This is a genomic window from Amycolatopsis sp. NPDC043887, assembly GCF_056435665.1.
Map to the genome: position 1 here is coordinate 115,116 of NZ_JBWKEB010000010.1, position 14,277 is coordinate 129,392.

The 14,277-nt window shown below is 68.9% G+C and carries 10 protein-coding genes; 6 read left to right on the plus strand and 4 right to left on the minus strand.

Annotated elements, in window-relative coordinates; genetic code table 11:
- The first annotated feature begins 283 nt into the window (after window positions 1-283).
- Window positions 284-1,618, plus strand: a complete 1,335-nt coding sequence (locus AC069H_RS26275) for an MFS transporter (RefSeq protein ID WP_478234134.1) — start codon at window positions 284-286, stop codon at window positions 1,616-1,618.
- Window positions 1,615-3,054, plus strand: a complete 1,440-nt coding sequence (locus AC069H_RS26280; protein ID WP_478229292.1) for an FGGY-family carbohydrate kinase — start codon at window positions 1,615-1,617, stop codon at window positions 3,052-3,054. Before AC069H_RS26275 ends, AC069H_RS26280 begins: the two co-directional genes overlap by 4 nt.
- Window positions 3,055-3,058: 4 nt before the next feature.
- On the opposite strand, the gene AC069H_RS26285 is transcribed toward AC069H_RS26280, so the two are convergent.
- Complete coding sequence (locus AC069H_RS26285; protein WP_478234135.1) at window positions 3,059-4,030, minus strand: coiled-coil domain-containing protein; 972 nt, start codon at window positions 4,028-4,030, stop codon at window positions 3,059-3,061.
- A 122-nt stretch (window positions 4,031-4,152) separates the two neighbouring features.
- On the opposite strand from AC069H_RS26285, the gene AC069H_RS26290 reads away from it, so the two are divergent.
- From AC069H_RS26290 to AC069H_RS26305, 4 genes are all read left to right on the plus strand, one after another.
- On the plus strand, window positions 4,153-5,382 hold the full coding sequence (locus tag AC069H_RS26290) for a DUF445 domain-containing protein (RefSeq protein WP_478234136.1): 1,230 nt from the start codon (window positions 4,153-4,155) through the stop codon (window positions 5,380-5,382).
- A gap of 50 nt (window positions 5,383-5,432) precedes the next feature.
- Complete coding sequence (locus AC069H_RS26295; protein WP_126730196.1) at window positions 5,433-6,659, plus strand: DUF445 domain-containing protein; 1,227 nt, start codon at window positions 5,433-5,435, stop codon at window positions 6,657-6,659.
- A 50-nt stretch (window positions 6,660-6,709) separates the two neighbouring features.
- On the plus strand, window positions 6,710-7,933 hold the full coding sequence (locus AC069H_RS26300; RefSeq protein WP_478234137.1) for a DUF445 domain-containing protein: 1,224 nt from the start codon (window positions 6,710-6,712) through the stop codon (window positions 7,931-7,933).
- 251 nt (window positions 7,934-8,184) lie between these two features.
- Window positions 8,185-9,498 (plus strand): alginate O-acetyltransferase AlgX-related protein, encoded by a 1,314-nt coding sequence (locus tag AC069H_RS26305; RefSeq protein WP_478234138.1) that lies wholly within the window; start codon window positions 8,185-8,187, stop codon window positions 9,496-9,498.
- On the opposite strand, the gene AC069H_RS26310 is transcribed toward AC069H_RS26305, so the two are convergent.
- The 3 genes from AC069H_RS26310 to AC069H_RS26320 all read right to left on the minus strand — a co-directional run bounded on the left by AC069H_RS26310 (window position 9,495) and on the right by AC069H_RS26320 (window position 14,185).
- Window positions 9,495-11,333, minus strand: a complete 1,839-nt coding sequence (locus AC069H_RS26310; protein ID WP_478234139.1) for a serine/threonine-protein kinase — start codon at window positions 11,331-11,333, stop codon at window positions 9,495-9,497. The two genes, AC069H_RS26305 and AC069H_RS26310, sit on opposite strands and share 4 nt — an antisense overlap.
- 9 nt (window positions 11,334-11,342) lie before the next feature.
- The gene (locus AC069H_RS26315) at window positions 11,343-13,199 is read right to left on the minus strand and encodes a serine/threonine-protein kinase (RefSeq protein WP_478234140.1); all 1,857 of its coding nucleotides are present in this window, start codon (window positions 13,197-13,199) and stop codon (window positions 11,343-11,345) included.
- A 110-nt stretch (window positions 13,200-13,309) separates the two neighbouring features.
- Window positions 13,310-14,185, minus strand: a complete 876-nt coding sequence (locus AC069H_RS26320; RefSeq protein WP_478234141.1) for a metal ABC transporter permease — start codon at window positions 14,183-14,185, stop codon at window positions 13,310-13,312.
- Between the last annotated feature and the right edge of the window lie 92 nt (window positions 14,186-14,277).

A 14,277-nucleotide genomic window follows, 5' to 3' on the forward strand; every position in this document is an offset into this window, starting at 1 on the left:
GATGCCCGGGTGGGCGATTGCACGAGGGGGTCGTGAGTGGCGTTTCGGGTTAGAACCCGAAACGCCACTCACGACCAACCCGACCCACGACCAGGGCCGAAGGCGCCTCTCGCCACTCACGACCGCCCGAGCAGGCCGTTTCGTGCGATTGACGGGACGACACACGCGCGGCCGAGGCCCGCCCAGGCGCGCGAGGCTAACACGAAAACCCATCGATGTAACATCTTGAAAGTTAAGTTAACACGATCCATGATACGCTGGACACGACGTCATGGAGGCGTGCATGAACCAGGTAACACCGCCGTTATCGCGATCCGGGAGCGGGTTCGCCCGCGTACTGAACCGTTGGGGCCTGCCCGCCCCGCTGTTCCTCGGCTACGCCGGGCTGCTGCTGTTCATGATCGGCGACGGAGTCGAATCGGGCTTCATCGCGCCGTTCATGGCGGACAACGGCGCGGGCACCGAGATCAAGGCCTCGTACGTCATCACCGTGTACGGCGTCGCCGTGATGCTGGCGTCGTGGTTGTCGGGCGCGCTGTCGGACCTGTGGGGGCCGCGGCGCGTGATGATGATCGGCCTGGCCATCTGGCTGGTGTTCGACGTGCTGTTCCTCGCGGTCGCGGTGTCAGGCGAGAACTACCCGTTGATGCTGGTGTTCTACGGTCTCCGCGGTTTCGGCTATCCGATGTTCGCGTTCGGTTTCCTGGTCTGGATCACCGCGGTGGCGCCGGTCGCCAGGCTCGGCGCGGCCGTGGGCTGGTTCTACTTCGCGTTCACCGGCGGGTTGCCGACGCTGGGCGCCCTGGTCGCGAGCTTCACGAACCCGGTGCTGGGCCAGTACGGCACGCTCTGGGTGTCGGTGGCCCTGCTGGCGGCCGGCGGAGTGCTGGCGATCTTCGGGGTCCGCCAGCGGACCGGGTACACGCGGCTCGCGCCGCCGGACGTGAAACCGGTGCAGAGCCTGGTGTCCAGCGTGTCGATCGCGTGGAAGAAGCCGCGTGTCGGCGTCGGGATGCTCGTCCGCGTCATCAACACGGCACCCGAGTTCGGGATGCTGGTGTTCTTCCCGACGATCTTCATCGAGGAAATCGGCTTCGGGGAGAGCCGCTGGCTCCTCCTGGTCTCGGTCATCTACGGCACGAACATCTTCTTCAACCTGATCTTCGGTGTGCTGAGCGACCGGATCGGCTGGCGCACCACGATCTTCTGGTTCGGCGCGATCGGCTGCGCGATCTCGATCCTGTTGCTGTACTTCGTCCCGATCGCCATGGGCGCCGAGTACTACTGGCTCGCGCTGCTCGTCGGCGCGCTGTACGGCGCCACGCTCGCCGGGTTCGTGCCGATCTCGGCGCTGCTCCCCTCCCTCGCCCCGGAGAACAAGGGCGGTGCGATGGCACTGCTGAACCTGGGCGCGGGCGCGGCGGCGTTCGCCGGGCCGGCGATCGTCAGCGTGTTCCTCGGCCCGCTGGGAGCGGCCGGAGTGGTGATCGTCTTCGCCGCGCTGTATCTGGTCGCGGCGGTCATGGTGCGCTACCTGAAATTGCCCGATGAGACGGCGAAGGCGATCGAAGAGGACAAGAGTCTGCAAGAAGCCGGAGAGAAGGTCGTCATCACGTGAACCAACCCGTCACGATCGGCATCGACGTCGCCACCGCGGGGGTCCGCGCCCTCGCGGTACGCGGCGGCACCGTCCTCGCTTCGGCCGCCGCGCCGCTGCCCGCTCCGGTCCGCGATGGCCGCGGGCGCAGCGAGCAGGACGCCCGGTCCTGGTTGCCCGCGGTGAAGACGGTGCTGGCGAAGGTCACCGGCGAGCTGCCGGGCAGGGGCGGCGAGGTCGCCGCGGTGGCCGTCGCCGCGACGTCGGGGACGATCGTCGGGGTCGATGCCTCGGGCGAGCCGGTCACGCCCGCGCTGATGTACGACGACAGGCGGGGCGCGGAGCTCAACCTCAAGGCCACCGAACTCGGCGCGGATCGCTGGCGGCGGCTCGGTTTCGGCGTGTCCGCCACGGCCGCGCTCGGCCGCGTCGCCTGGCTGGCCGAGCACGTCCCCGGCGTCGCGGGGATCCGGCACACGCCCGAGCTGATCGCCGCGGAACTCACCGGTGGGCCGGTGGCGGCCGACTGGTCGCATGCGCTGAAGAGCGGCTACGACCCGCTCGCCCTCGAATGGCCGGGCGAGGTGTTCGATGCCTTGGGGGTACCGGCGAGCCTGCTTCCCTCGGTGGTCGCGCCGGCCACCGTGCTGGGCGAGGTGGCCCGTCCGGTCGCCGGGCTCCCGGCAGGCTGCCTCGTCGTGGCCGGGATGACCGACGGCTGCGCGGGCCAGCTCGCGGCCGGGGCGGTCACCCCCGGGAGCTTCGTCGGGATCCTCGGCACGACCTATGTACTCAAGGGAGTCACCGAAGAACTGGTCCCGGATCCGACGGGGGCGATGTACAGCCACCGTCATCCGGATGGCTGGTGGCTCCCGGGCGGCGCGTCGAACACCGGCGGCGAGGCCGTCGCCGGACAGGAGTGTCTTCCCGAACTCGACGCGGCGGCGGCCGCGCTGGGCCCGGCCGAGATCGTCGCGTATCCGTTGCGGCGCAAAGGCGAACGCTTTCCGTTCGCCAGCGCGGACGCCGAGGGCTTCGTGTCCGGCGAAGCCGACGAGGTCGAGCTGCACCGGGCCAGGCTGGAGGGAGTCGCCTTCCTCGAGCGGCTGGCGTTGGATCACCTCCGCCGCCTCGGCGTCACGATCACCGATCCGCTGCTGGCGGCGGGCGGCGGCAGCAAGAGTCCTTTGTGGACGCGGATCCGGGCGACCGTCACCGGGCTCGGCCTGCGGGTGTCCCCACGGGCCGAAACGGGATACGGCGCCGCACTGCTCGCCGCGGCGGGTGTCCTGCCGGGCGGGCTCACGGAGGCGTCCGCAGGGCTCGGCAAGGGAACGCTGGTCGAACCCGACGAGCGCGAAAGCGCCGCGCTCGCCGAGTCCTACCGGCGGTTCTGCACCGAGCTGCACACCAGGGGCTGGATCGACGACGAGCTGTTCGCCGTCGCCCAGCGGTGAGAAATCAGGAAGGGCGTGGGCCGTTGGTCTTGGTAGGAGCCGGCTTCGGCGTAGCCGGACTGGCCGCTTCCGGTTTGGGCGCCTCGGCGGCGTCCGGGGCGGGAGCCAGCAGCCGGATGGCCTCCTGGACGGCGGCGTCCGTGGCGGAAAGCCGCTCGGCGACCTTCGACCGGAGTTCCAGCGAGAGCTTCCGAGCCTGCTGAGCTTCGGTCTGCTGGGTCTTCGCGTCGGCGAGTGCCTCCGCGACCTGCTCCTGCTTCGCGGCGATGTCCTCCGCCGAAGACTTCTCCGCCTTGGCGATCTTCTCCGCCGAGATCCGTTCGGCTTCGGCACGCTTGGCCGCGGACACCCGGTCGGCTTCCGCGATCTTGTCCGCGGACGCCTTCTCCGCCTCCGCGCGACGAGCGGCCGATGCCTCCTCGGCCTTCTTGTCCGCCGCGGCACGGGCCCGGACGCTCTCCAGGTCCAACTCCTTGCGCTTCTGTGCCGCCTCGGAGTTCAGCCGCTCGATCTCGGCCTTGGCGTCCGCGAGCAGTTTCTCCCGCTCCGCCTGCGCGTCCTTGGCCGCCTTGTCACTCGCGCGCTGCGTTTCGTGGGCGTACCTGTCCGCTTCGGCACGTGTCGACTTGGCGTCGGCTTCGGCGGCGACCTTGAGGTCGGTGATCTCCTCCTCGGCGAGCTGCATCATCATGCGGACGCGTTCGGCCATCGCGCCGGCGCCGGACGGGCTCGCACTCATCCGTACGAGGGCGGCCTTCGTCTCGTCCAGTTCCTTCTGGGCGTGGCCGAGCGCCTTGGTGAGCTCACCGGCGGTCGCCACGGCCTCGTCGCGGCTGCGTGAGGCCTGCTTGATTTCGGCGGCCAGCTCGGCGAGACGCTCGTCGACCTGGCGCTTGTCGTAACCGCGGACAGCGCCCGCGAACTGGGGCGATTTCGCTGAGGGCGCCTGAGGCGCCGTCTTCTCAGGAGCGACCATGGCGGCCACCTTAATGAGCGGGGACCCGTGGGGCAGTACCGCCAAACGGCTGCACTCGGCGTGCGGCAGGGCGATCACATGGCATCCTGCTTTGTTGACAGCTCGTAAGCAGGGAGGCCCGGTTGGACATCTCGGCGATCCTCGAAGACATCCGCGAGCATTGGCACGTCTACGCCACGATGCCCTTCATCGCCGCGCTCATCGGGTACATCACGAAACGCGTCGCCATCGAGATGATGTTCCGGCCGCTGGAGTTCGTCGGGATCAAACCCTTCCTCGGCTGGCAGGGGGTCATCCCGGCCAACTCGCGCCGGATGGCGACCACCGCCGTCGACCTGCTGACCAAGAACCTCGTCGATCCGCAGGAGATCTTCTCCCGGCTCGATCCCGAGGAGGTGGTCAAGGAACTCGAGGAGCCGCTCCTCAAGGCCGTCGAGGACGTCACCCGCGAGGTCATGGAGCAGTACCAGCCCAGACTGTGGGAACTGCTGCCGACCCGGGCGCAGCGCATGCTGGTCGACCAGGTCCGGGCGCAGGCGCCGAAGGTCGTCGCGAAGCTGATGCGCGAGGTGTCGACGAACATCGACGAGGTCCTCGACGTCAACGAGATGCTGATCAACGCGATGGTCCGCGACAAATCGCTGACCTGCCGCCTGATCAAGGAGGTCGCGACCCCGGAGCTCCGCTTCATCGCCCGGTCCGGCATCTGGTTCGGCTTCGTCATCGGCCTGATCCAGTTCGTCGCGTGGGCGCTGACGAAGCAGCCGTTGATCATGCCGATCTTCGGTTTCGTCACCGGCTTCGTCACGGACTGGCTGGCGCTGAAAATGATCTTCTACCCGCGCGAGCCGCGCCGGTTCCTGTTCTTCAGCTGGCAGGGCATGTTCCAGAAACGCCGCCAGGCGGTCGCCAAGGACTACGGCGCGCTGATCGCGGACGAGGTGCTCACCGTGCGGAACGTGATGGAGGCCGTGCTCACCGGGCCCAAGTCGGACAAGCTGTTCGCGATGATCACCCGCGAGGTGCAGCGCACCATCGACGCGCAGGCGAGCATCGCGAAACCCTTGGTGGCGCTGACCGTCGGAGGGGTCCAGTACCAGGAGATGAAGAAGGCCGCGGCGGAGAAGGCGATCGCGTATCTCCCCGAAACGGTGAAACACGTGGAGAGCTACGCCACTGACGCGCTCGACGTCCGCAACACCATCGTCACGAAGATGCAGCAACTGACCCCGCTCGAGTTCGAGGGGATCCTGCGACCCGCCTTCCAGCAGGACGAATGGAAGCTGATCGCGGTCGGCGCGGTGATCGGCGGGCTCGTGGGTGAACTTCAGGTCCTGCTACTCCTCCACTGAGGACAGGCGGCTAGGTTGCCCCTCAAGCGCGACGCGGGAGGGGCAGGAAAGTGGACGCCGTCATCGCCGATCTCGGCGAGCACTGGCCGGTGTACGTCAGCATGCCGTTCATCGCCGCGCTGATCGGCTACGTCACCAAACGCGTCGCCATCGAGATGATGTTCAAACCGGTGGAATTCGTCGGTGTGAAGCCGTTCCTCGGCTGGCAGGGAGTGCTGCCGGCCAACGCCGAGCGGATGGCCGCGACCGCCACCGAGATGCTGACGACCAACCTCGTCGACCCGAAGGAGATCTTCGCCAGGCTCGACCCGGCCCAGGTGGCCAAGGAGATCGAGCAGCCGCTTCTGCGGATCGTCGAGGACGTCACGCGCGAGGTGATGGAGCAGTACCAGCCCAGACTCTGGGAAGTACTCCCGAACACCGCCCAGCAGTTGCTGCTCAAACGGGTGCAGGCCGAGGCGCCGCGCGCGATCACGAAGATCATGGGCGAGATCGCGGAGAACATCGAGGACGTGCTCGACCTCAAGCACATGGTCGTGACGAACCTGGTGCGCGACAAGGCCTTGCTGAACCGGCTGATCCGCGACATCTCGCGGCCGGAGATGCGGTTCATCGCGCGGTCGGGGATCGTGTTCGGGTTCTCGCTCGGCTGCGTGCAGCTGCTGGTGTGGGCGCTGACGAAGTCGCCGATCGTGCTGCCGCTGTTCGGTATCGGCATCGGCTGGTTCACCGACTGGATCGCCCTGAAGATGATCTTCCTGCCGCGGGAGCCGAAGCGGTTCTTCGGCTTCTACACCTGGCAAGGCGTGTTCCAGAAACGCAAGGACCAGGTCTCCGCCGACTACGGCGACATGATCGCGCGCGAGATCATCACCATCCCCAACCTGCTCGAAGCCGTGTTGAGCGGGCCGAAGTCGGACAAGCTGTTCACGATGATCACGCGCGAGGTGCAGCGGACGATCGACGCGCAGGCGAGCGTCGTGAAGCCGTTCGTCGCGCTGGCCGTCGGGAGCAGGCGGTTCCAGGAGATGAAGCAGACGGCGGCGGCGAAGGCGGCGGCACGGATCCCGGAGACGATCCGCCACGCCGAGAGCTACGCGGTCAACGCACTCGACGTCCGGAACACCATTGTGGACAGAATGCGGCGGCTGAACCCGCTCGAATTCGAGCAGCTGCTGCGCCCGGCGTTCCGGCAGGACGAGTGGAAGCTGATCGCCGTCGGCGCGGTGATCGGCGGCCTTGTCGGTGAACTTCAGGTGCTTCTGCTGCTTCACTGAGGCCCAACCGATACGGTTTCCCCCTTCCCTGAGCGAAGCGAGGAGGTCGTGTGGACGCCGTCCTGGACGACCTCGCCCGGCACTGGTGGCTGTACGCCGCGATCCCGTTCGTCGCCGCGCTGATCGGCTACGTCACCAAACGCGTCGCCATCGAGATGATGTTCAAACCGCTCGAGTTCGTCGGGATCAAACCGTTCCTCGGCTGGCAGGGCGTGGTGCCCAAACACGGCGGGCGAATGGCCGCCGTCGCGACCGAGCTGCTGACGTCGAATCTGCTGGACGTCAAAGAGGTCTTCCGGCGGATCGATCCGGCGATCATCACGCGCGAGATCGAGCAGCCGCTGCTGCGGGCCGTGGACGAGGTCGCCCGCGAAGTGCTCGAAAAGCACCACCCCAGGCTCTGGGAGGTCATGCCGACGATGGCGCAGGAGCTGCTGATCAAGCAGGTCCAGTCGTCGACGCCGCGGCTGGTGCGCGAGTTCATGGCGGAGGTGACCGAGAACCTCGACGAGGTGCTCGACTTCCAGCATATGACCGTGCAGCGGCTCACCAGGGACAAGAAGCTGCTCGTCCGGCTGATCCGCGAGACGTCGCGGCCGGAGATGGCGTTCATCGCGCGCACGGGGATCTACTTCGGCTTCGGGCTCGGCATCGTGCAGGCGATCGTCTGGGCGGCGACCAAGGAACCGTGGGTGCTGCCGATCTTCGGCGGCTGCATCGGGCTGTTCACCGACTGGCTCGCGATCAAGCTGATCTTCGTGCCGCGCGAGCCGGTGCGGGTGGGGCGGGTGATCCTGCAGGGCAAGTTCCAGCGGCGGCGGGCCGACGTCGCACACCAGTACGGCGAGATGATCGCGAACGAGATCCTCACCGTGCCGAACCTGCTCGACGCCGTCCTGCGCGGACCGCGGTCGGATCGGCTGTACGCGCTGGTCGAGCGGCTCGTGGCACGGGCCGTCGACGAGCAGGCGAGCGTCGCGAAACCGATGGTCGCGATGGCCGTCGGCGGACAGCGGCTGAACGAGATCAAACAGGCGGCCGCTCGGAAGGCGCTGGAGCGGCTCCCGCCGACGATCCGCCACGCCGAGGGCTACCTGACCGAGGCGATGGACGTCGCGAAGATCGTCGAGCGGCGGATGCTCGGGCTGACGCCGCTGGAGTTCGAGGGGCTGCTGAGGCCCGCGTTCCGGCAGGACGAGTGGAAGCTCATCGCGGTGGGCGGGCTCATCGGCTTCCTGGTCGGTGAGCTGCAGGTCCTCCTGATGCTCCACTGATCGCGTTCAGCCCGCTGAACGCGATCAGGTGCGGGAGACGCGTGATGGAGTGTCGGCGGCCACCGCCCGACGAGCGCCATGTCCCCAATGCCACATCGGGGACGCTGAGGGGCTCCAATATGGCATTGGGGACATCGGTCCCGGAGCCAGGGTGGCCCGGTGGACCTGCGTTTAGCCTGCTGAACGCGATCCGGGGCGCGGAAGTGAGGCGTTCTCACGTGCGCGCGACACGGGATGATTACGGTAAAGGGGTGGCGTCCGAACCCCAGCAGCTGCCAGCCGTCCACGAGGCGTGGCTACCGCGTGAGCACGCGTTGCATCGTCCCCGTCACGGTGGCAGGCAGCTGACCGCGCTGATCAGCGCGCTCCTGTTCTTCACCACCCCCGCGCTGCTGTGGGTGTTCGGTGTCCGGCCTGGCGAGATCGAGAACCACAAGCTCGCGAGCTTCCCCGGCCTGGACCGGGGCTGGGGTTTCTTCACCGACATGCCGACCTGGGCGATCGACCAGCTGTCGTTCCGGCCGGGCGCGATCGCCGCCGCCGACGCGATCAGCCGCGGCGTCTTCGGCGAGAGCGCCCCGCTCGACCAGCCGGCACCGCAGCAGCAGGCGGGCCCGATCCCCGCCCAGCCGTCGCCGTCACAGCCCAAGACCGCGCCGACCCAGGGGCCGGCGCCGAACGCCGCCTCCGGGTACCGCCGCGTCGTGCAGGGCCGCGACGGCTGGCTGTACTACGGCTACGACGCCGACGCGAAATGCGATCCGTCCCGTCCGCTGAGCGAGACCATCGCCAAGATCAACGAGCTGCGGCGCGCGGTCGAACAGTCCGGTAGGCGGTTCGAGTTCGTCGTCGCGCCGGACAAGTCGACGATGGTCCCTCAGTTCCTGCCCGACACCTACCCGGGCAAGGACTGCTCGCGGTCGGCCGAAGCGTCCACCTGGCACCGGATGCTCAAGGACGCGCGCGCGATCGACCTGCGGCCCGAGCTTCGCGCGTCCGAGGGCAGGGTGCAGCGGCCGATCTACCCGCCGAACGACACCCACTGGGCCGACGAGGGCGCGCTGGTGATGACGCGCGCCATCGCGAACGCGATCAAACCGGGCGTCACGCAGACCTGGGTGAGCGTTCCCGTCGGCCAGTACGAATCCTCCGCCGACCTGCCGCCGCTGATCAACAAGCAGGGCACGAAGACGAACACGGTGTACAGCCTCCGTCCGGACGGCGTCGTCGAGCGCGCGGGCGAGTCGAACGGCGACATCGACAGGCCGGTGTACCGCACCGCCAGCCCGCTGATCGGGACCGTCGACGAGAAGGTGCTGGTCTACGGCGACTCGTTCACGAAAGCGTCTTCGCGGTATCTCTCCGGCGCTTTCACGAACCTGACGATGCTGGCGCACTTCACCCAGAAGACGTCACAGGCCGAGGCCGTCGACGCTTTCGTGAACGCGGACGTCGTGGTCGTCGAAGTCGTGGAACGCAGTGTGGCCGCCGGCCAGCTCGCGTTCATCGCCCCCGATTTCCTCGGAGCGGTCAAGAAGGCGCTCGCCGAGCACCCGATCCGCTAGCGCTTCGGCAGCCGGGCCAGCACGGAGACGGCGACCGCGCGCGCCCGGTCGCAGGCCCGGTCGCCGCTGTATCCCTGCAGCCACACCGAGACGTACTCGGCGTCGCCGTCGGGGAGCGTGCGGTGCGGCCAGGAGAGAAGGCAGACGGAATCGCTGCTCTTGCTCACGTACCCGGTGACCCCGTTGCCCAGGTCGACCGAACGACCGTTGTCGACGTAGAGACTCCGTTGGACTTTGACGTCCAGGCTTTCGCCGTCGCCCATCCACCTGCAGTTCCGCAGGCTGATCAGGCGGACCGGTGCTCCGTTCATGTTCGCCGCGACCACGGCGGCATCCGGGAGGACGCAGGGGTCCAGCGGGAGCAAGCCCGCCGGATCGTCCGCACGATCGACCTCGTGGGTACGCAGGCGGGCGAGCACGACGGTGAGCGCGCTGTCGGCGACGGCGCATTCGTCACCCACGTCGGTGTCGTTGTAGAGCATCACGTAGAGCTCCGGGACACCGGTCACCGGGATGAGGGCGTGGCAGCCTCCGCTGAAGGAGGCGCGCAGCAGCGGCAGCCCTTCGGCGGTGCGGTTCGTCGCGCCGATACCACCGTTGACCACGGGTTCCCCGAGCCGGACGTCGAAGCGGAGGCCGTTGGAGCCACTGTAGGTGCACCTGTCCGGGGACAACGGGTTCGAGTCCGGCTCGAGTGTGCCGAGGTCCTCGGTGAACCGGCCGGCGAGCACCGTGCACGCGTCGACGCGGCGGAGCCGCTCCAAGGTCAACGCCTCCGCCACCGGTATGGTGGCGGGCCCGATGTCCTGTGGTGAAGTCGCGTCCTGGATGACGACGACCAGCGTTCCGATCAGCGCGGCCACCGCCGCCAGCGCCCCCGCGATCACCAGCCCGGTACGGCTTTTCCGTTCCGGCTCGGGCCGGGCCGGTGGCCGCCACGCCGGAATCGGCAAGGAGAGCGCCGCACGTACTTCGGCGTCCTGCCGCTGAATGCGGGCGTGCACGACGTCCGGCCAGGGCGCGATCCCCGGCGGCACGGGGCCGAAGAAGTCCAGGATCTGCTCGGGTGTGGGCCGTCGAGCCGGGTCCTTGGCGAGGCACCCTTCGACGAGCGGCCGGATTTCCGCCGGCACGGCTGACAGATCAGGTTCGGCGTGGACCACGTTGTAGAGCGTCTGAGGCGCCGAAGTGCCACTGAAAGGTCCGCGTCCGGTGGACGCCATGACCAGGATGGCACCGAGCGAGAACACGTCGGAGGCTGTGCCGACGAGGCCGCTTCCGGCCTGTTCCGGCGACATGAACGCGGGTGAACCGATGATGGAGCCGGTGCCGGTGAGGTGCTGGGCCTCTTCGACGGCACGGGCGATGCCGAAGTCGATGACGCGGGGGCCGTCGGCGGCGAGGATGATGTTGCCGGGCTTGAGATCCCGGTGGATCAGCCCGGCACGGTGCAGCTCGGTGAGGGCCGCGGCCAGTCCGGAGGCGAGCAGGCGCACCGCTGCCATCGGGAGCGGGCCGAACTCGTCGACGGCTTCGCGCAGATCGGGACCGGTGACGAAAACCGAGGCGAGCCAAGGGGTTTCGGCTTCGGGATCGGCGTCCATGACGGCGGCGGTGTACGCGCCGGAGACCATGCGCGAGGTGGTGACCTCGCGGCGGAACCGTTCACGAAAGCGGGGATCGTGGGCGAACTGGGCATGGATCTGTTTGACGGCCACGAGCCGTCCGTCGGGTGCGAGCCCGAGAACGACCCGGCCCATGCCGCCTTCCCCGAGGGCGGCGATGATCCGGTGGGGCCCGACCTGCCGGGGTTCGCCGGAATTCAACGGCTTCACTGGTCTGTCCTAGGGTTTCGGGAGCGCGGGCAGAAGCGCCCTGACGAGCTCCTCGGCCTTGGCGCAGGCCTGCTGTATGGTCTTGGCGCCCTGGGGCTCGTACGTCACTTTGACGTTTTCGCCGACGTTCTCGCTCATCGCCCGGTGCTGCCAGGTCAGCACGCAACCGCGGACACCCGCCGGCGGGTTTTCCTCCCGATACACCGTGGTGCCCCCGACCTCCACCGGCAGGAAGCCTCCTGCCTTGACCTGCTCCGGCCCGTGAGGCGGATATCCGTGCTCCACGAGCAGCTCGAAGGTGCCGTCGCCCTGGTGGACACAGTGGTGCAGGTCCTCGAGAGCGGTGGCCCGTACCGGGCCGATCGACCGGTCGACCTTGTCGGGCGGGAGCAGCGCGCAGGGATCAAGCCCGATCAGTGAGCCCGGCGGCAGGTCGCGTGCGTGGCCGCCGGCGCGGATCCGCCGCACCGCCTCACCGAGCCCGGCTTTCGCCACCACGCACTCCTCGTCCGACGAGACCATGGCGCCGACCTTGGTGAAGAGCACGACGTTCTGGAGGCCGGCGACGGGCACGGCCGCCGAGCACGAACCACCGACGGCTTTGGTGTTCATCGGCAGCCCTTCCAGTTCCCCGGCCGGTACCCCGTCGAGCAGCCGTGGCCCGACGGCGAGGGTCAGCGCGTTGTAAAGACAGTCCAGCCGCCGTCCGGGCGACGTCGCGGCGAGGGTGCCGAGCACGGGCGCCGTCCAGCCGGCCAGTACTTCGCACAGGTCCACGCGGCGCAGGTTGTCCGGGCCGAGCGGGTCCGGGTTGACCGGCGTGGTCGGTGGCACCCCGGACTGCGGCGCCGACGCGATCTCGGGTGCCGCGTCCGGCCGGGTCAGCAGCTTGACCACCACCACCCCGGAGACGGCCAGCAGCACCACGGCCGCCGCGGCGAGCCCCGCGCGGAGGCGGCGCCGGGACCGCTTGGGCGGGACCGGGTTCAGCAGCCCCCACACCTCGGCCTGCTGCGTCTCGGTCAGCTGCGGCACCGGAGGAGGCCAGGGCGAGGAAGCCGGCGCGACGGGACCGAGCTGCCGCATGACCCATGCCGGGGTCGGCCGGTCCTCGGGATCCTTCGCCAGGCAGGGCTCGACGATCGTTCGCAGGTCCTCCGGCAGCCGGCTCAGGTCCGGCCGGGCGTGCACGACGTTGTAGAGGGTGTGCGGGGTGGACGATCCGGTGAACGGGCTCTGCCCGGTCGCCGCCATCACCAGCAACGCCCCGAAGGAGAACATGTCGCCTGCCGGAGTCGGCGGCTTCCCCTCCGCCTGCTCCGGCGACATGAACGCGGGTGAGCCGATGATCGATCCGGTGTGGGTGAGTTCCGAGTCGCCCTCGATCGCGCGCGCGATGCCGAAATCGATCACCCGTGGGCCGTCGGCGGCGAGGATGACGTTGCCCGGCTTGAGATCGCGGTGGACCAGACCGGCCCGGTGAATCTCCCCCAGCGCCAGCGCCAGCCCGGCGGCCAGGTACCGCAGCGACGGCGGAGGCAGCGGCCCGCCGGCGGCCACCGCCTCCGACAACGACGGGCCCGGTACGAACACCGACGCCAGCCAGGGTGTCGGGGCGTCCGGATCGGCGTCCATCACCGCGGCGGTGAAGGCGCCCGACACCATGCGCGAAGTGATGACCTCGCGGCGGAACCGCTCCCGGAATCCGGGGTCGTTGGCGAAGGCCGGACGCACCTGCTTGAGGGCGACCAGCCGCCCGTCGAACGAACGCCCCAGCAGCACCCGGCCCATTCCACCCTCGCCGAGCACGGCGAACACCCGGTAGCGACCCACCTGAGCGGATTCCCCGGCGTTCAATGCTTGCACCAAAAGCCCCCTTTTCAAGGGCGATGATACAAAGGCGGGCGCGCGGAATATCCGGTTACGGCCGGATTGACCTCGTCGAATGAAATCGCCGCCGAAAGCGACTCGGGAAACTAGCGCAGAGCCGGCCGTGCCGTCGGCTCGACGCGGACCCGTGAGCTCCGGCCGCGCAGCCACGCGATGAGACGGCAGACGAGGTAGATCACGAACGAGATCGTCGTGACGAACGCGCTCACCGGCTTGCCCGGCGCCAGCGAAAGGACGATCCCGCCGAGCGCGGCGATCTCCGCGAACACGATCGACAGCACGGTCGCCTTCCACGGGCTCGCCGTGACCCGCGCGGCGGCCGCGGCCGGGGTCACCATCAGCGAGACCACCAGCAGGGCGCCGACGATCTGCACCCCGAGCGCGCTCGAAATCCCGACCAGCACCGCGAAGATCAGCGACAGCAGCCGCACCGGGACGCCGCGCGCCGTCGCTACCGCAGGGTCGACCGTGGCGAACAGCAGCGGCCGGTAGATCACCGCGAGCACCACCAGCACGACGACCGAGGCGCCGACGAGCAGGTTCAGGTTGGTCGAGTCGATGGTGATGATCTGCCCGACCAGAATGCCGAACTTGTTGGCGCTGCGGCCTTCGTAGAACGACAGCAGCAGGACGCCCATGCCGAGACCGAAGGCGAGGATCACGCCGATCACGGAGTCGCGTTCGGACTCGCGGCCGCCGAGGAGCCCGATCAGCAGGGCGGCGATGACGGCGCCCGCGAGGCCGCCGAGTTCGACGCCGACTCCCAGCAGCAGCGCGCCCGCCGCGCCGGTGAAGGCCAGTTCGGCCGTGCCGTGCACGGCGAACGACATCCGCCGCATGACGACCAGCGGGCCGAGCATCCCGGCGACCAGGCCGAGAACGGCGGCCGCGAGCAGCGCCGTCTGAACGAAGTCGAGACCGAGGAGTTCACCGGTCAGGGCGAAGTCGAACATCTTGTCCACGGTGTCTATCCAAGAACCCGCGACCGGGATCGCGTCGCCAGGGCGGGTTCCGCGTGTGGTCCGGACCGCACGAATGACCTCACTTCGTCTAC

What these genes read in the sequence shown, in the direction of transcription:
- AC069H_RS26285 (WP_478234135.1), bottom strand. Translation starts at nt 4,030, where the DNA reads ATGGTCGCTCCTGAGAAGACGGCGCCTCAGGCGCCCTCAGCGAAATCG.
- AC069H_RS26275 (WP_478234134.1), top strand. Translation starts at nt 284, where the DNA reads ATGAACCAGGTAACACCGCCGTTATCGCGATCCGGGAGCGGGTTCGCC.